General features: G+C 44.3%; 16 protein-coding genes. 5 read left to right on the plus strand and 11 right to left on the minus strand.

Annotated elements, in window-relative coordinates:
• Positions 1 to 23 precede the first annotated feature (23 nt).
• The 3 genes from glgB to DK187_RS08325 all read right to left on the minus strand — a co-directional run bounded on the left by glgB (position 24) and on the right by DK187_RS08325 (position 7365).
• A complete protein-coding gene (glgB, locus tag DK187_RS08315) occupies positions 24 to 2219 on the minus strand; it encodes a 1,4-alpha-glucan branching protein GlgB (protein WP_111606885.1) in 2196 nt (731 codons plus the stop codon).
• Positions 2220 to 2245: 26 nt separating this feature from the next.
• Positions 2246 to 5371, minus strand: a complete 3126-nt coding sequence (locus DK187_RS08320; protein WP_111606886.1) for a phosphorylase b kinase regulatory subunit alpha/beta — start codon at positions 5369 to 5371, stop codon at positions 2246 to 2248.
• A gap of 338 nt (positions 5372 to 5709) precedes the next feature.
• Positions 5710 to 7365, minus strand: coding sequence for a methyl-accepting chemotaxis protein (locus DK187_RS08325; RefSeq protein ID WP_223232207.1), 1656 nt, complete (start codon positions 7363 to 7365; stop codon positions 5710 to 5712).
• Positions 7366 to 7561: 196 nt separating this feature from the next.
• On the opposite strand from DK187_RS08325, the gene DK187_RS08330 reads away from it, so the two are divergent.
• Both DK187_RS08330 and DK187_RS08335 read left to right on the plus strand, forming a co-directional pair.
• On the plus strand, positions 7562 to 7993 hold the full coding sequence (locus DK187_RS08330; protein WP_223232206.1) for a YqaA family protein: 432 nt from the start codon (positions 7562 to 7564) through the stop codon (positions 7991 to 7993).
• A 126-nt stretch (positions 7994 to 8119) separates the two neighbouring features.
• A complete protein-coding gene (locus DK187_RS08335) occupies positions 8120 to 8803 on the plus strand; it encodes an SPOR domain-containing protein (protein ID WP_111606889.1) in 684 nt (227 codons plus the stop codon).
• Between the two features lie 212 nt (positions 8804 to 9015).
• Here the strand turns inward: DK187_RS08335 and DK187_RS08340 are convergent, their stop codons facing one another.
• Entirely contained in the window at positions 9016 to 10368 is a 1353-nt protein-coding gene (locus DK187_RS08340) for a YdgA family protein (protein WP_111606890.1), read from the minus strand.
• 139 nt (positions 10369 to 10507) lie between these two features.
• Between DK187_RS08340 and DK187_RS08345 the strand changes: the two genes are divergently transcribed.
• Positions 10508 to 11191 (plus strand): hypothetical protein, encoded by a 684-nt coding sequence (locus tag DK187_RS08345; RefSeq protein WP_111606891.1) that lies wholly within the window; start codon positions 10508 to 10510, stop codon positions 11189 to 11191.
• 61 nt (positions 11192 to 11252) lie between these two features.
• Here the strand turns inward: DK187_RS08345 and DK187_RS08350 are convergent, their stop codons facing one another.
• The 3 genes from DK187_RS08350 to argC all read right to left on the minus strand — a co-directional run bounded on the left by DK187_RS08350 (position 11253) and on the right by argC (position 15451).
• The gene (locus DK187_RS08350) at positions 11253 to 12932 is read right to left on the minus strand and encodes an NAD(P)/FAD-dependent oxidoreductase (protein ID WP_223232205.1); all 1680 of its coding nucleotides are present in this window, start codon (positions 12930 to 12932) and stop codon (positions 11253 to 11255) included.
• An 83-nt stretch (positions 12933 to 13015) separates the two neighbouring features.
• Positions 13016 to 14452 (minus strand): SLC13 family permease, encoded by a 1437-nt coding sequence (locus DK187_RS08355; protein ID WP_223232204.1) that lies wholly within the window; start codon positions 14450 to 14452, stop codon positions 13016 to 13018.
• A 60-nt stretch (positions 14453 to 14512) separates the two neighbouring features.
• Positions 14513 to 15451 carry an N-acetyl-gamma-glutamyl-phosphate reductase gene (gene argC, locus DK187_RS08360; protein ID WP_111606892.1) on the minus strand — a complete coding sequence of 313 codons (939 nt, stop codon included), beginning with the start codon at positions 15449 to 15451 and terminating at the stop codon, positions 14513 to 14515.
• A gap of 276 nt (positions 15452 to 15727) precedes the next feature.
• Between argC and DK187_RS08365 the strand changes: the two genes are divergently transcribed.
• Positions 15728 to 16102, plus strand: a complete 375-nt coding sequence (locus DK187_RS08365) for a Fis family transcriptional regulator (RefSeq protein ID WP_111606893.1) — start codon at positions 15728 to 15730, stop codon at positions 16100 to 16102.
• Positions 16103 to 16145: 43 nt separating this feature from the next.
• Here the strand turns inward: DK187_RS08365 and DK187_RS08370 are convergent, their stop codons facing one another.
• The 4 genes from DK187_RS08370 to aguA form a co-directional block, all read right to left on the minus strand.
• A complete protein-coding gene (locus tag DK187_RS08370) occupies positions 16146 to 18020 on the minus strand; it encodes a cation:proton antiporter domain-containing protein (protein ID WP_111606894.1) in 1875 nt (624 codons plus the stop codon).
• A gap of 61 nt (positions 18021 to 18081) precedes the next feature.
• Positions 18082 to 18612, minus strand: a complete 531-nt coding sequence (hemG, locus tag DK187_RS08375) for a menaquinone-dependent protoporphyrinogen IX dehydrogenase (RefSeq protein WP_111606895.1) — start codon at positions 18610 to 18612, stop codon at positions 18082 to 18084.
• 168 nt (positions 18613 to 18780) lie between these two features.
• The gene (gene rsgA, locus DK187_RS08380) at positions 18781 to 19758 is read right to left on the minus strand and encodes a GTPase RsgA (RefSeq protein ID WP_111606896.1); all 978 of its coding nucleotides are present in this window, start codon (positions 19756 to 19758) and stop codon (positions 18781 to 18783) included.
• A gap of 290 nt (positions 19759 to 20048) precedes the next feature.
• Entirely contained in the window at positions 20049 to 21149 is a 1101-nt protein-coding gene (gene aguA, locus DK187_RS08385; RefSeq protein WP_111606897.1) for an agmatine deiminase, read from the minus strand.
• Positions 21150 to 21614: 465 nt separating this feature from the next.
• On the opposite strand from aguA, the gene DK187_RS08390 reads away from it, so the two are divergent.
• A complete protein-coding gene (locus DK187_RS08390; protein WP_111606898.1) occupies positions 21615 to 21953 on the plus strand; it encodes a lipoprotein in 339 nt (112 codons plus the stop codon).
• Positions 21954 to 22001: the final 48 nt, after the last annotated feature.

Consider the following 22001-nt stretch of genomic DNA (forward strand, 5'->3'; position numbering starts at 1 on the left):
GTTACTTTGCTGAGCGTTAGTGATTAGGGTTTAGCTAGCCATTTTAACAAAACACCTGCCAGTGGTGGCACTTGCAGTTCAATGCTTTGCTCGCGACCATGACTGACGATTGCTTGGGTCTGGTATGTTTTGACCTTGGCATAACCACTGCCTGTGTAGCTCACCTCATCCGTGTCCATGACAATCTCATAACGGCCTGCTTTGGGCACGCCAATTCGATAGTTGCCATGTGGTGTTGGTGTAAAGTTAATGACCGCAATAACATGCTCGTCACTGTCTTTGGCTTTACGTGCAAAAACCAGAATGCTGTTGGCGCTGTCATCGTAACTGATCCATTCAAAGCCTTGGTAGGAATGATCAAACTGCAAACTTGGCTCATTTGTATAAAGATGATTCAAGTCTTTTGATAACGTTTGCTGGGCTTTGTGGTAGTCGGTCTCTAACAAATGCCAATCCAAAGAGCGTTCATGGCTCCATTCTTGGCCTTGGGCGAACTCATTGCCCATGAAGTTGAGTTTTTTGCCTGGATGAAAATACATGTAGGCCGAAAACGCACGTAAATTGGCAAATTTCTGCCAAGCATCCCCTGGCATTTTAGTGATCATGGAACCTTTACCATGGACCACTTCATCGTGAGAAATCGGTAAGACAAATTGTTCATCAAAAGCATAAACCATACTAAAGCTGAGCTCGCCTTGATGATGTTGACGATAAATCGGATCGCGTTTGATATAAGCAAGCGAGTCGTTCATCCAGCCCATGTTCCATTTGAAACCAAAGCCTAAACCATTCATATAAGTCGGCTTGGACACCCCCGGAAAAGCGGTGGATTCTTCCGCGACGGTAAAACAACGGGGATGATTCAAATACACGGTTTCGTTCAAGCGACGCAAGAAATCGATGGCTTCGTAATTATGGTTGCCGCCGTCCTTGTTTGGAATCCATTCACCGTCTTCACGGGAGTAGTCTAGGTACAACATAGAGGCCACGGCATCCACACGAAGACCATCGATGTGGAATTCTTCTAACCAATATACCGCATTACTAATGAGGTAATTGACCACATGCTCTTTACCAAAGTCGTAAATAAGCGAGTTCCATTCAGGGTGCCAGCCTTTTTTGGGATCTGGGTATTCGTACTGCTTGGAGCCATCGAAATTGGCTAAACCATGGCTGTCGGCTGGAAAATGCGCGGGCACCCAATCCATAATCACGCCAATATTGGCTTGATGGAGCGCATCAACTAGGGCTTTGAATTCTTCTGGCGTGCCAAATCGTGATGTGACCGCGTACAGGCCGACAGGTTGATAGCCCCAAGATCCATCGAATGGGTATTCTGTGATGGGCAATAATTCGACATGGGTATAGCCCATTTCAACCATATAGGGAACCAGCTGATCTTTGATTTCCAAATACGTCAATGGCTGGTTATCCGCTTTACGACGCCATGAACCAATGTGTAGTTCATAAATGCTCATGGGCTGTTCGTAGATGTCTTCGATAGGCCGCTTAACCCAAGCGTCGTCTTGCCACTGGTGCTTGTTATCAAAACAGGTCACGCTGGCAAAAGAGGGGTATTGCTCAATACGTTGGGCATAAGGATCGCTGCGATGGGGCAAAATATCACCGGCGTTAGAGCGGATTTCAAACTTATAACGCGCCCCATGATTAACGTCGGGAATGAATAGACGCCATATGCCGTCACCATTACTAGACATTGGATGAATGCGACCGTCCCAGGCATTAAAGTCACCAACTACAGACACGGAACGTGCTGCAGGGGCGTAAACCGCAAAGCGTGTACCTTGAATAGTGAGTTGATCGTTGACTTTTGCATTGGCCCGAATGGCGCCTTGGCTTTTGTAAAGATTCGCTTGGTGATGATCAGGGTCTACAAAGGTCGTGTTAGGAAACTGGTACGGATCGACCAGCGTATAGGTACTTTTGTCTTTGTAAGTGATTTCGAGACGATAATGAAAGCGCGTTTTTTCTTTTGGCCATGCGGCGTGAAACAAGCCTTTGTCTTCTGTTTCAGTCATTGTCGCCAACTCTTGGTCTGAGTCTATGGCCAATACGCGAACAGAAATCGCTTCTGGTTGCCACACAAGCAGTGACAAGCCTTTTTTAGAAGGGGATGATTGAAGTCCTAAACAGCCAAATGGGTCTGAACAGCGAGTGTTCAATACATCGTTAATTAGGGCATTTTTTATTAAATCCATTCACTTCTCCAGCAAGGGTGAGCGTGTTAACTCAATGAGTGTTGGTGCTGATGACTGTGAAGTTTGCTCACGGCCCAACGCAAATATTGATTGACTTTATTTGGTGTTATTTGTGCGAAATCATCCAATGCAGCTTCAGCCCAGTTATCTTCCACATGTTCGGCTTGGTGCTGTCTAGCATGATCTAGTGCTGCTTTTGAGACTAAAACAGGTAGATTGATTTCTTGTTCAAACTTACAGTTTTTATGTTGTTTACAGAACTGTATGAAAGCATATAAGCCTTCAAAAATAAGACTCTTATACCAACTTGGATGAATGTCCGACGTTAAGGTTTCAATCAGCAATGCGAAGGTGTCTTCTCCTGGCGTCATAGAGCTGAGTGCGCGTTTACAATCGAGAGCGGTGTTGCTTTGTAAGTCACCAAATACAATGGTGTTTGCGTGACTTAAACTGTCCCAAAGCTGCAGTAGCATAGATTCTGGCAGCTTGGTGATCATACCCTGCTCAGAACGCCAGTCAAACCAGTCCACATCTTTCATCTTACTTTGCGCGTCGGTACTGTTGTGGTAGCGCATGTTGTTTGCCACGTGAGCAAATTCGTCATGCTTTTGTTGTAACACTTGTTTGAGGGCTTCGTAAAGCTTGCTTGGCGACACTCTGGATAAGGTTTCAAAAACGGGAGCATCGTCCTCGGGATCAAATTGACGAGCACATAACATCGCTAAGTTGTGAATTCGTATGGTACGAACGCCAGAGAAAAACTCAGGATGCACCTTAATCAGAGTCCCTGCAATGGCGATTAGCTCATGACAAATCACCAGACCAATCGGCGAGGATGACACACTTCTCAACATATCGAGAATCACGTCCTGATGCAACGGAGTGCTGATATCGATCTCGGTTTCAGGGGTTTCACCAATAACCAGCAAACGCTGACGAACCGTGATATCGGCAATATAGGTAGCGAGATCCGTTGAAGGCTTTAAAATCAAGGAATACAGTTGTCGAGCACTGTGCCAGTTCTCAGAAAGTAAGGCTTGCAGATACACACTGTTCAACACCTTATAGGCGGTGACGGCCGGAGTTGAATTGGGGATGGTGTTCATTAATGCGCGACGACTGCCTAGCTCGATCAAGCAGTCGATGGCTTCGTGAATGTCTGGCTGTGCGGTGAAGCGACTCAGTAAGGTGTTCGTTTCTGCTGTTTTGATCGATTGCGGATCATAAGCTTTTGGCTTAGCGGATAATGGCCAAGGAGTGTCGTGAATGGGCAGTTTTGCACCTAGCTGGTTATGGTCCACAGCATTGATCATGATGGTGCGACGGTTACCCGATTTGAATGCATTTTTAGCCGATTGCGGAATAACACGAAATTCTTCGTGTTCGCGTTTCTGTAACAAGCGAATGAATTCAAATAATTCATCACTGCCTTTCATGTCACTGATGGCTTCGTCAATCAGTATGCTAAAAACCGCATTGGCTTGGTAATACCAATGGTCAGCAATGTTTTTTAATTCGTTACGAATATGAGCTTGGAACAACGCTGGATCGATTTTTCGATAATCTTTGTCTTCGTTCTGAATCCAGGACAAACACAAATAGCTTTCATTGTTGATACTGAATGCTTGCGACGTTGCTAAGCTGTTTAATGCGCGGTTTGGCCGTCCGGTTAAGCCTAACGTTTCTGAGGCACCTAAATGTCGATAAGTAGCCACTAACTGCTCGGCGCTGATGGCTTTAATAGGCAGAATATCATCGAGCGTTTGGCATAGGCAGCCAGCATCAAGCAGTTTCTGTTTCACTTTGTCGTTTTGTGCCAAGATAACCATGGAAGTAGTGGCCTTGTTTGGCTTGTACTGGACACGATGTAAGCCTAGTGGGTCAAGATCATCTGTTTTAATGAGTTCTTCATCGAGCATTTTCCCCACTAAAAAGAGACTCTGTGCCCACACTAAAGGGAGGTTATCATTGGGTACACGTTTTTGTGAACCTGGTTTTTCCTTTTCAGCCAGAATACTTTCTTGTGGTACATAATAGAGTTCAGGGAGCAACATTTGCCCATCTTTTTCGACCATCAAGGATTCGAGTTTGTGGCGATAAAAGTTGGCGCTTTCCCAATCACGAGCAAATAAACGATCGATATAAAGGTAAGTGAAAAACAATGGCCATTCGGACTCAATGTGTTCGAAATTAATCAGTTCGTTGTATTCATAGTATATTCGACTTTGATCTTCTAATTCCGATTGATGCCCATCTAATAAGAAGCGTTTACAGCCATATTCTCCGCCCAGTTTATTGATGATTTCTTTGCGAGTGCGCCTGACAAGTTTTTCATCGTTAACGGCAAACGCAGGAAAACCTATGATACTTAGGATTGCGCTGTCGACTTCTTTAGAACGTGATTCTTTAGGTAGTAGGGATTGCAATACAGAGCCTGCGCGGGCAACCGCATCGGCAAAAGAGTGCACCACCGCCCATTCAGGACCGTCCTCACCAAATAGATTTAGCCCATCCATGGCTTCCATGGCCGCCTTTGCCATGCCCACTGAGCTGGCATTAATTTCAGCTTTGCCATTATTGACCTTATTGCCGCGTTCCCAAATCCCGTAATCGGGTGTGCGATAGGTGCGTGAAATATAGTAAATGAGATTTTGGATGAAATTAAATTCGTCGCGAGAAAAGATTAACTTACTGCCGGCTTTGGTCATTTGCGCCAGCATTAATAAATAAAAGCTGGTGGCATCAATTTGCAAATGTCCCCAAGCATCATCCGCCACGGCTTCTAAGCCTGTTTTAGTGTCGTATTTCGCGTGCAAGGCGTCTTTAGGATCTAGGCTGTGCTTAAAGGCTTCCACTTTGTGGGATTGACGCATCATGGCGAAAAGTAGACCGCGCATCATTTTTATACAGGCAAATTCAAGCTCGTTAGCACGTTTTTGCGGGTTAGAAGCGCGCTTGTACGCTAAATGTAATGCCCATACCGCCTGAATGCTGTAGACGTTATCGCGTACCCAGGCGTCGGTATAATTACCGTGATTGTTAATGCTCGTGCTGGCAGGGAAGAGTCCAGTAACTGGGTGCTGACGGGATAAAATTACCGCTTGAATATGTTGATAAAGGGAATCTAGCTTATCTTGTGTATCAGACGCCATGTTTGATCCTTTGTGTTCGAGACTTGTTGCTTAATGTTTACCTTGGTTTTGATTTACCTGTAAAACCACTATACCCAAACATAATGGGACTCACCAATAAGTTAAAGTAGTAAAGGCTCTTCTTTTTCACTTAATTTTTGAAAATACGCTTTTTTGCATAAAATCAGACGCCTATGCACAAAATCAGAGCATGTATTAACGATTAAGTTTAGTTTAAGAGCGTTTTTCGCTGTTATTTGATAAACAGATACACGGCTGGATTGGCTTTTTGAAAACCTAAAAATCGTGCTTTTGCCTTTGCATGATTTTTAGGCTAACGGGTTAAAGAGCGGAGAAAACTAAGTGCTAAACTGATGAACTAATTGACGCAGTCTACTCGCACATTCTTGCAGATTGTTGACCGAGGTCTGAATGTCAGTAGAGTTATGATTGGTTTCTTCACACACATTGGCAATGCTTTCTAGCGTCTGATGAACCATTTGAGAAGACGAGTATTGACGATCCGCCGCTTGGCTAATGTTACTGTTTAACTTGGAAATCGATAACACACCATTGGCGATTTCTGTAAAGGCTTGACCAGCTTGGGAGGTTTGCTCCGCGCCTTGGTTTGCAGTATTGCGAGCGGATTCCATGACTTCTACAGTGGTCAGTGTTTGTTGGGTTAATTGATCAATCAGTCCGCCTATCTCCGTTGCCGCCAGTTGTGAACGCTGAGCAAGGTGACGAACTTCGTCGGCGACGACAGCGAATCCTCTGCCTTGCTCGCCAGCACGTGCCGCCTCGATAGCGGCATTGAGGGCAAGTAGGTTGGTTTGATCGGCCACTTCTGCAATGATGCCTAAACGTTCGTTGATATGCGTCACGTCTTCACGCAGTTTTTGAATTTGCTGAGCGGCATCGCCGACTTCAATAGAAAGCTGCTGAATATCTTGGTTGGCTTTATTCATCACACCAAGACCTTGTTTGGAGTGCTGTCCAAGCTCTTGCGTGGTGGTGTTTGCTCGTTCTGCAATGGCCAGTGTGTCTTCCACAGACGTCATGACACTCTGCATAAGTTCAGCGGCTTTGCTAGTGTTGGATAGTTGTTTTGATACGCCTTGGGCTGTTTTATTGGTGGACTTATTTGTTTGTCCTACGATGCTATCTAGCGTTTCGCTGGAATGACTAACGTTACGGACAATCGATTGAAAGTCATTCATCATGCTGTTAAAGGCACGAGCCATTTCTCCCATTTCATCTAAGCCGCTAAATTCAACTCGTTGTGTAAGATCACCTGAATGTTGTACCGATGTCATGGTTTTACACAGGGTGGTTACGCGACTGGTGACAAGATGGATAATATAAAGGGCGGTTCCGCCCACTAATACAGTCAAGACGCTGACTAGAATGGCATAATCCACCAGGGCGCTCAGAAAAAAACGTATTACCGCGTTCATGGACGCTGTGGCAATAATGGTGATATTCCATGGGGTAAAGGTGGCGGCGCTGGCAATCATTCTATGGGCAATGCCATCGTTGCCTTGATACTCAAACTCGATGGATTGATATGGTTTTTTGCTCGCTAAGGACGCTGTATTGAGTGTTTCGCTAAGCGATGAGGGGATGTTGCTACCTTTGTAAGTGATCGGTGCGTTCATCAAGGTACGATTGTTATTATCGATGATCCACAGCTCTTGTTGATCGCCATAGGTTAAACTTGATAGTAGAGTAATGCCTTGCTGCTTTGCTTGCTCGGTCGTAAGCTCACCTGACTGTTGTTTTTGATAAATCGAGGTGAGTGTTGTGTTGGCTATGTCTAAAATATCTTGCGTGCGATCTTTTCGAGCATCAACATGGCTATTAAACAGAGAGGTCAAGGATACGAGAATAAGTGCCGTGGTTCCCATAGACATCAGACCTATAATGGCCCACAACTTATAACGAATCTTTATATCATTGATGCGATCCAGCATGTCGCCTCCGTTTAGATGTTTGGCATTATTGTTGGAATTCATATTAATCAATCAAATCAGTCGTTATTGCTATTGTTGTAAAAAAATTGAATTGATTGTTTTCATTGTGTAAAAGTTCAGCACTATTCCTAGAGTAAATGTTTTTCTAGACCTTGCCTAGTGTATAAAAATGAGCTGAGTCATTGTTTTTGAATTTAGGTGTTTAATTTTTCCAATAAAATAGGTAAGAGACGCGTTGTTGGATTATTTTTTTATACTGATCGTTGCTTTTTTATCCGCGACTATCTTGCCTTTGGGATCCGAAGGTCTGTTACTCTATTATGCTAACGATACGTCGCTATCGATATTTTTTTTGTGGTTTTGGGCCAGTTTAGGTAATACATTAGGGGGCGCGACAAATTGGTGGTTGGGGCATTATTTGGTTCGATATGAGCACAAAAAATGGTTTCCAGTAAGCCCTAAGGCTCGACAGAAAGCGGAATATTTTTTTAATCGGTATGGTGTGTGGAGTCTGTTACTTACTTGGCTTCCTGTCGTTGGTGACGGGATTGCTTTAGTATCAGGCGTGTTGCGAACCCCTTTTCGGTATTTTTTACCTTTAGTTTTAGTTGGCAAAGCAGCACGTTATGCCTTAATTTTGTGGGGGCAACATTTACTACTGACTTTATAGAAGGGCTAGAAACTAGCCAATACACGAATGAGTTCTTTGGTGTCACCATGAGACAAAGAGATCGCTTCGTACTTTAGTCGGAATAATAAGTGAATACTCTCAATGACGTACATGGAGATGAGAATAATGGAAATATCCAAAAAGCTGGTCGTTATTATGGCTGGATTATCACTAGGCGCTTGTTCATCTGTGGACGAAAAAAATACCTTTATGACCTATACGGACCTGCAAGATAAAGTTCGTATGCATGAAGAGCAATGGCAGACTGTGCAGCCAAAGTTGGATCGTATTGATGAATTGGAAGCGGAAATTGTGGCGCTTAAACAAGGTAAACCTCTCTCATCAAGGGCGACTGCTCGATCAAATAATATCGACAGTAACGGCTTGATGGCCGATGAGAACTTTATGGGTGAAAGTGTTTCCGCTATCAATGTCGCACCAGCAATAGTCCCTGCACCTTTAATTGATTCGACTGAATCAGAGGAGAGTATGATGGCTCAAGAGGCTACGCCACTTGCCTCTGCTAGGTCGAATGCCGATGAACAGTATGGTGTTCAAGTCGCTTCTTATGGCAATTCTGATGAAGCGGCTCGTGGTTGGCGAGTACTGCTAGAATCGTACCCAACGTCTTTCGATGGTTTGGTGCCATTAGTTAATCAAAAAAACGTCAATGGTCGCACTATGTATCAACTAAAAGTCGGGCCCTTTGTGAATAAATCTTATAGTGCCGATTTTTGTAGAATGCTGAAGGAAAGAGGCAGAGATTGCCTGCTGACACAATACAATGGTGAGGCTATTCCCAATACTTAAATAGCAGGAGATACGGAAAGATTCTGTGTTCTATCTGTTCTTGTGTTGCCCAGTTCTGATGGCCAGTACGCTGGTCGTCATGCTTCATTAAACACGATTAGGTATGAAGTGATGAACTGAGACTTTAGGCATGAAAAAGGCGCGTCTTGTTGCTGTTGATCAGAACATGAGACGCGCCTTTTTTGTGTGGCTTGATGTGGTGTTGACCCTTATTACATTAAGGGAAAACTGAGATCGAATACCTTACCTTGGCCATTTTCTACTGTGATCTCACTCTTATATTTGGCGTTCTTTAATCGAATGAGACCTTGTTGTGCCAAACCATCAACAAACAGTAAAGCTTGCTGTTTCACTTCTGGTGCGTTTAATGGCGCACGCATTTGACTGGCGATGAATCGTTCAGCAAGTTTGGTTACAAGGTTCTGATCCGCTTCGATCTCTGCCTTTACTATGGTGTTATAAAACCAAAACTCTGGCGTAACCAGTGTTTCCACTGAGGGTGTGCTGATGTCAGCTAATCGACTCGTTAGCGTTGCATTAAAGCTGCCCTCAGGAAATGAGCCGCTGAATTTGGGTATGTTGAACTCTGGTTTTGCTGCTAATACCTCACCAAGATTGTCTTGCATGAAAATAAGCAATGTTTCGTACATATCCTCAAAACTAGCGTTGTTCGTTGAGAAATTATCAGAGAAGTTTTTATAGTCAATAAAGAACTGGTTATCGAGATTATCCAGCTCAGTGACTAAAATAAGATCGTTGGCTTTAAAGTTATCAGAAGTAATCTCGTTAATGAGGTAGCTGACTTCCATATGGCCAAGCTGGGTTTCTTGATTTAAATTAGACCCCATTTCGATATTTAGCCCAGAGAGTTGGGTGTTAGCACCTATATTCAGTCTCTCTAAACTAAAATCAGTTGTGCTGTCGTAAAAACCACCTTGCATAATGGTGTCTAAGCTGGCATTAAGTTCTACTGATACATTAAAACCTTCGGCCTTTAATGGTGAATAGGTATCGTCCACATTAATGCTTTCTAGATTTCCTTCATAGCTAAATGCTGTACTGGTCAGCTCGCCCTTTCCGCTGTAACCACTAAAGTGAAAGGTATCTTCTAAATTGCTGAAGGCGGGAATGTTATCCGCAACTTTTATGTTACCCATAACGCTGCCGAAGACAGACAATTGATATAGCGGGGTGCTCTCATCCCAATTCAAAATGCTTCTTTGTTCATTGCCATCAATCTTGATAGTGGTTGTATAAAGGCCAAACAGTCCTTGGTTTGAAAATAACAACGGGCCATAATGCGTATCGAGTACAAGCTCAATGTCAATATTTTGCTCTTGCAGTGATGGGTCCATTTGAGCCGTGTTCAAAGTGAACAAGACTTTATTTTCAGAGCCAAACCAAGCGGAATCTGTGGAAATAATTTTGGCAGAATAACCAGGCGTTTTATTAATGTTGTCAATCAGCTCAACGACTTTCTCTTGATGTCTCGGCGCAATAAACTTAGGGGCAATTAGACAAGCAGCGACAAGTATGAAAACCAGTACAGCAAGGGTCTTTTTCACTAGAAGTTCCTTTTCATTGAATGGATTTTAGGAGCGCGTATATTACAGGCTAAGCGCTGTGAAATAAAGGTTACATTGCCATCGTTAATTCGTATTCTTTACCTAATAATCTCATTATTTTATAAAGGCTTAGTATCAGATGATTTTTGAAGAGTATGCAAAGATAGTAAAAAGCTTTCAATACGAAGCTTCCTTGTCATTGACGGAGACTTTTGATGCTGTTTGCGCAGCACAGGATGCTCTTATTGCCAAGATTCTTGGAAAAGGGGCAACGATTGCGGGTTGGAAAGTGGTCGATAAGGAGGGGGTGATTATTCTATCTCCTATTTTTGACTTTCAAGTATTCGCGAACCTTGGTGAAACACTTTCCTGCCAAGCCTTGCGTGGCACCGAGTTGGAAATTTGTTTTCAATTTTTCGTACCAAGTAAGATTGACGACATGCATTTGTCAGTGGCTAAGCTCGTGCCTTTTGCGGCGGTTGAATTGATTCGTGCTGAGATTCACCCAACTAATCATTCGGCATGCGATTTTTACTTTAATTATGGTGTGTTCGTGTCCTCGAAACCAGTATCTGGTGAACTGATTTTTGAAGGAGGTGATCAGGGATATGCCTTTTCTGCGGATGTTGAGCAACTTGTTGAGGCAAAGAAAGAGGTTCTCAAAAAAGGAGCGCTTCAGTGTATACAGCGTGGCTATGGCAATAAAGACTATTTTTTTATTACCGGTACCTTAAATGGGTTAGTGCCAGCGGCTGAGTCTTTAGGAGAAAATCGCGTGGTAAACCAAGGCGAAGTGCTAGTGCAGTTTAGTCTAGTGCCATAAAGGCGAGTATGTTAGTTGAAAAACGGGAAGATTAGCGTACCAATCTTCCCGTTTTTTTATATCAACGTGCGGTTTTGCTATTGATGCTCAATGCCATGGCTTCGGCGATTTTAATGCCGTCGATGGCCGCTGACATGATACCGCCCGCGTAGCCGGCGCCTTCACCAGCTGGGTATAAGCCTTTGGTGTTGATGCTTTCTAGGCTATCGTTATCACGTTTGATATTGATCGGAGCCGATGTGCGTGTTTCTACACCCGTTAATAGCGCATCATCAAAAGCAAAGCCTTTTATCTTTCTATTAAAAGCGGGAATGGCTTCACGGATGGCCTCGATACAAAAATCGGGCAAGGCATCGGCAAGGTTGGTGAGTCTAATACCAGGCTTGAAAGATGGCTCCACTGTACCGAGCTTTTCAGGTGTTTCATTACGCAAAAAGGCACCGACCGTTTGCGCTGGTGCGTCGTAGTTACTGCCGCCCAACTCATAGGCAAGACTTTCTAGTTTGCGTTGGAATTCGATGCCAGCGAGTGGTCCACCAGGATAATCGGACGGATCAATACCTACCACGATGGCACTGTTGGCGTTACGCTCATTACGAGAATATTGACTCATACCATTGGTCACCACACGGTGTTCTTCCGATGTGGCGGCCACCACGGTACCACCCGGGCACATACAGAAGCTGTAAACCGAACGACCATTTTTACAATGGTGAACCAGTTTGTAATCGGCGGCCCCTAAAATTTCGTTACCGGCATTTGGGCCAAAGCGCGCTTTGTCGATAGCGGATTGTTCGTGTTCGATACGGAAGCCAACCGAGAAAGGTTTGGCTTCGATATAGACGCCTTTGTTGTGTAGCATCTCGAAGGTGTCACGAGCACTATGGCCAATGGCGATAGCAATGTGTTTTGAATACAGTTTTTCACCGTCAGCCAGTGTCACTCCTGTTATTTGCCCGTCTTCAATGTGTAGATCGTCGACACGGCAGCTAAAACGAATTTCGCCACCTAACTCAATAATTTGCGCGCGCATTTTTTCGACCATGGCGACCAGTTTAAAGGTACCAATGTGCGGCTTACTGACGTATAAGATTTCATCTGGTGCGCCCGCTGCAACAAATTCGTTGAGTACTTTGCGGCTGTATTGTTTTGGGTCTTTCACTTGGCTGTAGAGCTTACCATCAGAAAAAGTCCCCGCACCGCCTTCACCAAATTGCACATTAGACTCGGTGTTGAGGATTTTTTTGCGCCAGAAACCAAAGGTATCCTTGGTGCGTTCACGTACTTCTTTACCGCGTTCAAGTACGATGGGCTTGTAACCCATCTGAGCCAAAACCAAAGCCGCTAATAAACCACAAGGACCAAAGCCAATCACGATAGGGCGCTCAGTTAAGTTTGCAGGAGCTTGTGCCACAGGGTGATAGTTAAGATCTGGCGCGACTTTTACTTGTTGGTGATCGGCAAATTGGCTTAAAAGTGCTTGGTCACAGGTGGTTTCAACATCGATAGTGTAGATAAGAAAAATATTGCTTTTCTTTCTGGCATCGTAACCACGGCGAAAGATAGTAAAGCGAACGAGTTTCTCGGCTGGAATGTCCAGCAAGGACAAAATGGCGTTTTCTATCGCGTTGGTGTCGTGATCAAGAGGAAGTTGGATATTGGACAGTCGTATCATAGGAATCAATTGTATAAATGCTGGGTAAATGGCTAATGGCGGAGATAATACGATATTTCCGCCCAAAAAGCTGTTCTCAAATGACAGAAGTGACCTTCTAAATGTGGCCGCCTCTGTCAAAACGTTTTATGTGGAAACTAAGCATTAGCTTAAAACATACCCAAAGCGTACCACCAAAGAAAGTTCAACGGCAGCAGCACCATGCTTGTCAGTACAAAGGTAGCCAAACAAACTTTGGTGACCGCACTGATGGATAAATTTCCCAAAGCGATGGCCGTAATCAGTGGCGGTGCTTGATAAGGCAGCAAGACGTTAGAAAAGGCCAACACCTGCGTCATCAGCACGGCATGATTAGACAGCCCTGTTATGTTGGCAAGATGTTCCGCCATTGGCGTCATAATAGCAGGCACACCGGCTAAGTTAGTGACCACCGCCACGCACGTTGAAATAAAGGTCAGCAAGCTTAGATTTAATAAGGGGGCATTGGCTGAGAAAGGAATCACGTCAGTTAAATAGTTAACTAATATATTGCCCAGTCCCGAGTAAGCAATGATCGCGCTTAGCCCTATAATACCAGCGGCAAACAACAGTGTGCCGTATTGAATGTCTTTATCTATGCTGTTTTTTGCCATTAAGCCAAGGCTTGGCCACAGGCAAACTAGTGCGGCAATAAGGCCAATCCAGCCCGCAGAAATATGGTGCAGGGAATCCGTAAACCAAAACGCAAAACACGTACATAGCACAATTAAGAGGCGTGTTTCTATTTTGGTTATGGCCGATTTTTCGATTGTTGCTTGTACGGCTTGATTCGGGGCTTTATCAGGGAACAGCCATAAAATGACGCCGATGGTCATGATTAGCTTTCCGAATCCTAAGATGGGAAAATGCAATAATAGATATTCCCCATAAGACAAAGGTGCGTCATATAAGGCTTCTGTCATTCCCGACAACAACATGTTGGGGGCGTTGGCAGGTAAAATGGAAAAGGCGGGTAAAAATGTTCCGAATGCAGCGGCTAATAACATGCCCTTTCGGCCATTAGAATCTGAGTCGTAACCAAAATGATCTGCAAGAGAAACAATAATAGGGATTAACAATACGACCCGACTCACGCCAGATGGGATTAAAAACGCTAACCCCATAGCAAACAGCGCAATTTTAATAATCGTGCCTTGATAGCTGTTGCCAAGAATCAGCATTAGTAAGCGCGTAGCGCGTGAATTGATTCCCGTATGATTAATGGCGGCACCAAACACCATGCCACTGAATAGTAGCCAAAATGTTGACGATTGGAAGCCCGAAAATATCACCTGTGTTGGTGCCAACTGGGTGGCGGTGGCAAATGCAAACAATCCCAATGCGGGCCAATACGCGGGCACCAGAGACGTCGCCCAAAAGGCGATACAAATGAACAATAACCCAGCTGTCAGAGATTGCGCTAGCGATAGAAATTGATAGGAAATAGCGCCTATGGTCAGTGTCATCACGACAATTAAATAAAGCGGCCAAGCTGGCTTGCTTGGTTTTTTCAATGAGGGAATGGGATACGCTTCTGCAGCCTGCGAAGGATGGTTTTTATTATTCATTTGACACTCTAAGGTCACATTCCGCCTTCTAAGCAATATCAAAGAAGGCGGAATAGAGGGTTAGCGAAGGTTAACCGCAATGTCTTCGGCAAAACCCAACATGATATTAAGGTTTTGTACCGCGGCACCAGAGGCGCCTTTGCCGAGGTTGTCGAGCTTAGCAACCAAGATACCTGACTTATTACCGGGCTCGCTTAGAACAGAGAGCTCGATTTGGTTAGTGTCTTCAAGGCCATGTGGCGTCAAGAAAGGGGCTGCACTATCAACGACTAGGTTAAAGTCGTTTACGGTGACAAAGGTGTCATTGGCATATACTTCCGCCAATTTAGCCTGCAGTTGCGCCATAGTGACATCGCCTTTTAAGTTGATTGGCAAGAAAGTCAACATACCTTGGCGGAAGTTACCCACACTTGGAACGAAAATAGGCGCTTTGTCTAAGCCTGACCATTTTTTCATTTCGGCTAGGTGCTTGTGGTTGAAAGATAAGCCGTAGGCGCCAAATACCGGAGCATTGTTGGCACTTTCGTAACGGTCAATCATGGAGTTACCGCCACCGCTATAGCCGGACACTGCGTTGATTGAATAATCATAAGATGCTGATAATAAGCCGGCTTCGATCAATGGTTTTAACAGCAGAATCGCACCAGTTGGGTAGCATCCAGGGTTAGAGACAAACTGCGCGGCTTTGATGTTGTCACGTTGAGTGGCATCTAGTTCAGGCAGACCATATACCCAGCCGTCAGCGACACGATGAACTGAACTGGCGTCCAAAATACGGCAGCCTTCTTCTTTTGCCAAAATCACGCTGTCTTTCGCGGCGTCATCAGGTAGACAAAGAACCGTGACATCGGCTTCTTTCATCAAGCGACGCTTTTCTTCCACATCGCGTTTTTTGTCTGGATCGATACTGATGATTTCAATGTGTGGGTGATTGACTAGGCGGTCTTTTACTTGCAGCCCTGTGGTGCCTGTTTCGCCATCAATAAATACTTTTTTCACAGTGTGATTCCTTACTGGATGTCTTAAACCAAAACACATCAGGTCATCTTGATCGATTTCCTGTCTTTATTGTTTCTTTGGTTGGTGATTAATATTTGTTAAATAGTGTAATGCATCAAGGTGCGGCTGAATAGTTTATAGAAACGCTTAATGATCAAAAAAGCATTTTTATCCCGATTGTGTTCTGGAGTGTTTGAGGATGTATTTGTTTGTCTGTGTTGGTTCAGGTTCTGCGACAGGGTACACTTTGTCTTCTTAAATTCCTTGCGTATTGTTATGAAAAAGTCGGATAAAAAAATAGAAAATGCTATTCGTGATGCGTTAACCAACGTATGTGAAGTGGCATTGGAATCGGTTGATGGGTTTGTTTGGCTAACGCATTTAGTGAATTACAATGCGTTTCCTAATTCCCTCAAGATCATTTGTGTGTTCGAAACGGACGAGTCTTTGTCTCAAGCCATTGAAGCTAAGCAAGATGACTACCTTTGTCAGCTTATCCACCAAGAGTTAAGCGGTGTCGGCATCGCTATCAAACTCAACCAACTCCGTCAGCTGGTGAGTTTTGACAGCGAAGAGGCTTGTGAGCGTTCTCATGCGGGAAAATGGAGCGAGCGACTTGCTAAGCGGCAAAGTAGCGTGACGTTGCATTAATGTAACTTGCGTTGCTTATACCAAATAACCGAGTGTGAGTTGTTTAATCATCGGCTTGCTGTTGAATGTCTTGCATGGCTTTTTGAAGCTGCGGGTTCTTTTCTTCGAGGTATTTTTTAAGTCGAGCAATAAAGATTTTATTTTCATGGGCTGGTACGCCGATTTGATGGGCGTCGGCCACTTCTACCATGGACACCTTATCGTGTTGGTTAAAGATGTTAATCATCTGTTCTGCTTTGTGATGAGAAATGCCCAAAGCCTCAAAAGCGGAACGCCCCATACGCAAACTGCTGTCGTAATTTTCTCGAATGATGTCTCTACAGCCAGAAGCCCATAAATCGTAAACGTGATTGTTGTCAAAGGCTCTGGCAATGATATGCAGATCCGGGTAGGTTGCTTTAATATATTTGACGAGCTTGGTGACTTGTTCGGCATCATCAATGGCAATAATAAATAATGACGCCTCACTTATACCTGCGGCTTCCAATAAATCGGGTCGAGTGGCATCACCGAAGTAGTTTTTTACACCAAAATTTTGCAATGCGCGTAGGCGCTTCACGCTGAAATCAATCACGGTCGAGTGATAACCAGCGAGCCGTAAAAGATTGTCTATGGTGCTGCCCATTCGTCCAGAGCCCGCGATAATGATTTTATTATCATCGGGCATATCGTCCTGTGTCCCCGCCGTTTGGTCTGTGGCGTAACGGGGGGCAATAACGCGATCATACAGAATGAATAGCATAGGGGTGAGTAGCATAGATAACGCGACTACCAACAGCAAAATGTCAGCCACATCTTTTGAAATGACAGCGTTGCTGACAGTAAAAGACAATAAAACAAAACCAAATTCCCCCGCCTGAGCAAGACCTAGAGCAAACAGCCATTTGTTTGAACCACGAATACTGAAAATACGACCCAATATAAACAGCGTAGTGGCTTTCACCATGATCAATCCAAGCGTCAGGCCAAGGATGGATGGAAAGTGGCTGAACAAAAGTGAAAAGTTAATGCCTGCGCCAACCGTCATAAAGAACAGTCCTAGTAACAATCCTTTAAATGGTGCTATGTCACTTTCTAATTCATGTCGATAAGGCGAGTTGGCTAGCACCACGCCAGCGAGGAAGGTGCCAAGAGCCGGAGACAGCCCAACCAATGACATCAACAAAGTGGTGCCAATAACGAACATCAGCGCCGCGGCAATAAAGAGTTCGCGCAGTTGCGCGACAGCAATAAAACGGAAAATAGGCGTCACTAAAAAGCGACCACTCAAAATAACAATGGCAATGGCGCCTATGGTGACGAAAGCGGTTTGCCACGCCTCTAATCCTGCGACCAGAGAGACAGAGTCTGAGTGATTGCCTGTTTGTGTCACATCGGCAGAGTGACTCAGGGCTGCGATTAATTCCGGTGTGGCAAGCAACGGAATAAAAGCCAGCATGGGGATGACAACAATGTCTTGCGCTAACAATACGGCGAAAGAGGATTGGCCACCATCCGACTTCATTAAACCTTTTTCGGTTAGGGTTTGAATCACAATGGCTGTTGACGAAAGGGCGAGTACCAAACCAATGGCAAGGCTGGTGCGCCATTCTTGTTCAAGCAGCATGCCTGCCGCCATGATAAGAAGGGCGGTCAGCACAACTTGCCCACCACCTAGGCCAAATAATTTGGACCTTAACGCCCACAGTTTTTTAGGATTTAATTCAAGCCCGACCAAGAACAACATTAAGACAACACCTAATTCAGCAAAGTGCTGAATGGATACAATATTCACATCGAACAGGCTCAGTAATGGGCTGATAATAATGCCGGCTAGCAGATAACCTAGCACTGAGCCTAATCCTAAGCGTGATGCAATGGGAACCGAAATGACCCCAGCTACTAGAAAAACAAAGGTTAACAGCAGCGCGTCGGTCATCTCATCAGGTCCTAGTGTTGTTGTAAGTGAATTTTATCGGTGTGTGGCTTTGCCAATTGGCCTAAGGCATATCGCAGACGGCTTGTGCAAAGCGGTCAACGCTCTGCCAATCGGTAAATTCCATATTGGTTTTTGGGTCGGTAGGGCCTTTGGTCATCCACATAATAAAACGAATCATATTTCGATCGATAAAGCCGTATTTTGGGTAATTAAGTTTCCCCGCAAAGACGCCTTTTAAGGCTGGTTGCCAATGAAGCTGGTCGAGAAATTTGATGATATAGGGGTTGGTATCTGGCTGGCATTTCTCGGGTTTTCTGGCAACAAGGTTAACGGTGTAAAATGCGCTGGATTTGCTTTCAAGTTGGTCCTTGTGCTGGGTAATAAAATCGGCAACGATCTTTTGATGTTTGCCGTAACGAATACTGGCACCAATGACAATCTTGTCATGGCTGGCAAGCGTCTGCGCGGTGGCATCTTCCACCGCAACGAGCGTGACGGCATCGCCTTGGCTTTCGATAAAGGCTTGCATTTTTAGGCTGATCTTTTTTGTGTGACCGTCTGTAGTGGCGTAAATCAGTAAAGTATTAGACATGGTAATTCAGAAAAGCTGCCTCGTTTGGTTTGGCGTAAAAAATAAATAGTGAGCGGGTTGTTATAAACACTCAAGAGCGTGCTGTAAAGGGCGCGAACTTTTTATTCTAAGGCGCATAAAAAAAGCGGCTCATATTGAATGGCCGCTTTCTGTTTTGCAAATCGTATTTTATTCCGCAGAGCTGTGTTTTCGAGCGCGTATGTCAGATTGTGCACTACGATAAAACTTTTCCTGAGGCTTAGACTTGGTTACTTGATCATCGTCGCTGTCTTCGCTGCGCAACAGTAAAAAGTCCGCAACGCGGTGGGCGTCTAAGCGGTTGGCTTTAACGGCGGCTTTAATGGCGCAACCTGGCTCACCTTCGTGTTGACAGTCACTGAATCGACATTGCTTTTCAAGTGCAATGATATCGGCGAAATTGGCAATCGCACTGCTATCGAACTGCGCAAGCTGTAATTCACGCATGCCCTTCGTATCGAGCAAAATCGCGCCAGATGGCATGATTTTTAATGCTCCTGATTGGCCGATATTTCTTTGTGCTTTACCGCTTTCCGAGGATTGCATCAAAGTATTAATCAAGGCCGACTTTCCAGAGCCTGCCGCACCAAGTAGGGCAATGGTTTTGCCTTTTTTAAGGAAAGGCGACAAACAGCGTAGGCTGTTCGCATCGAGAGCGTTAACCGTTTCAACGATGAGCAACGGATCCAATTTTTCGACCTGAGCGCGTTTTTCTGCTGTGTCTTCACAAACATCGGATTTTGTGAGCACGACAACCGCATCCGCTTGGGCTTCATGGGTGATTTCCAAATAGCGTTTAATCAGTGCCAGATTGAAATCTTGATTCAGTGCGCAAATTAAAAACACCGTATCGATATTTGAGGCAATGCCTTCGAATACAGAGCTTGGCTCCAAAAGGCGCAAGAAATGATGTTCTGTATCAGTGACAATCCAGTCTCCCACAGTCATGCTGGGCATATCTGGATGGCTCTCCAAGGTGAATAAGCCAAACTCACTAACAATCTCGTATTGACTGCCTTGCTGAGAACAGATGCGTGCAATGCGATTCGATTCTAAATCATCCAATGATAACTGTTGTTGAAAGTAAGCTTGCCAGCCTAACTCCAATAAAGTAAACGTGGAATCCATTAATATTACCCCAAGCGAAATACGCCATCGTAAATAAGAAGCAATGTGCTTCAATTAGTACAACCGAACATAAATGCATTTTATGTTCTAGCCAGAAAATTACACTAACGTGTTATGAACCATTTATACACTGTGCTAATTTATGAGATTAGCACAGTGTGAGAGCTCTACAAACAGAAATATCGTTGTCATGAAAAAGCATTATGATGATTGTTTTTATGTTGGAATATTCTCATAAAATCGATAACAAAATATTACTTTTTAAGACCATTTAAGTACGCAATAAGCCATTATACGGATTGCTTTTTAGGCACTTGTTGAGTAATACAGTGAATGTTTCCACCGCCGAGTAATATGTTTCTCGCTGGTACACCGATCACTTGGTGGTTGGGAAACGCATTCTGTAGAATCTGTTTGGCTTGCTCATCCGTTTTTTCATCAAGTAACGGAAACACAATGCCATTGTTACAAATTAAAAAGTTTGCATAAGAGGCGGCGAGGCGTTCTCCCACTTGGCGGTTCATGTAAGGGCTTTCTGTAAGATTTTCGGCTTCGTCTGCTGAGACAAAAAGCGGACCTGGCAGAGGCAGTTTGATAATTTCTAACTGACGTCCTTTGGCATCTCGCGTTTGGTTCAGTAGGTTGAATGCCGCTTTGCTGATAGCGTACTGTGGATCATTTGGGTCTTCACAATCGGTAAGAGCAATAACGCCAGGACGTATAACGTGCATGATATTATCCACATGCCCATTGGTTTCATCATTGTATAGCCCGTCTTTTAACCAAATGATTTTATCGACATTTAAATATACTTTTAGCAAGTCTTCGATATCGGCTTTGCTTAAATGCGGGTTACGGCTTGGATGAAGCAAACATTCTTCTGTGGTGTATAGCGTGCCTTCGCCATCCACGTGAATAGAACCACCTTCTAAAATGAAAGGCGCCTGATAAACATGGTCACCTGTGATCGCCGCCATTTTTTCTGCAACGGCGTTGTCTTGTTCCCAAGAGTCGTACAAGCCGTCTAACTCGCCTCCCCACGCGTTAAACTGCCAGCTGTTCGCGCGGCGCTCACCGAGATTGTTCACAACATAGGTTGCACCAATGTCACGCATCCAGCAGTCATCGGAAGGAATCTCAATCAGCGTAATGTGTGCAGGTAAAGCTGCACGGGCTTGTTCAAAATGCGCCTTGTCGACAATAAAGGTCACAGGGGTGAATTGGGCGATAGCGCAAGCGACAGCAATAAATTCCTGTTGGGCGTATTTGCCTTGTTCGCGCCAATTATCTTCGCGAGTAGGCCAAGCCATCCAGACTTGTTCTTGTGGTTCGTGTTCTGCAGGCATGCGAAAACCATCAAGTTTAGGAGAGGTATACAATGTGGTGTTCATAAGCTGTCCTTAATCGTGCTTTATATCAAGCAAGGGCGTTGTGCCAATTCATTGAAAGATGCGCCAATTCTATGGGAGATGGGCAAACATTCAAGGGGATTTTTGTCTATTTCAGTATAAGGCTTGTATTCGGCATGGTATGGCTGTGTAGGGGGGATCGCCACATTGTTTGCGTCTTTACAATTACTCGACGGAAATTGTTACCGAGGCGTTTTGTAAAAACTACTTGATAACAGTATAAAAATAAAAAAAGACAATGGCTTGTTTTCTATAAAATCATTAATAATCAATTGGTTATGTGTTTTTTTAAAAGTTGGCACGGGCTTCGCAATAGCTTAATGGAAATCAATCACCAAGTGCAGAAATGTGTTTCTGTGTTGGTGTTATTGAGTTGATTATTTGGAAGCATGGTCATCAGACTTTTATTGCTTTCTGTATTTTAAAGACTAAATGGAGGTTACCATTATGAATATGAAACGCACTCTACTAAACACGGCCTTGGTTCTTGTTACAGCGGCTACGTTAGCTGCATGTGGTCAAGACGCTGAAGAAAACAAAGTAGAAGATGCTATGTCCAATACTGGTGAAGCAATTGAGCAAACCATGGACAATGCCGGTGACGCTTTGAATAACGCTGGTAACGCTATCGAAGATACCATGACAGATTCTAGCAATGCCGTTGAAGACACGATGAACGATGCTGGCAATGCTGTTGAAGACACAATGACGGATACTGGCAACGCAATTGAAGACGCGTGTGAAGAAGCAAAAGAAGGTGTCGAAGCGAAAGACACTGATTGCTAAGTTGAGTTGAAAAAAGGCCGATATTATCGGCCTTTTTTATAGGTTTTT

This window comes from Marinomonas arctica (assembly GCF_003259225.1).
Taxonomy (GTDB): domain Bacteria; phylum Pseudomonadota; class Gammaproteobacteria; order Pseudomonadales; family Marinomonadaceae; genus Marinomonas; species Marinomonas arctica.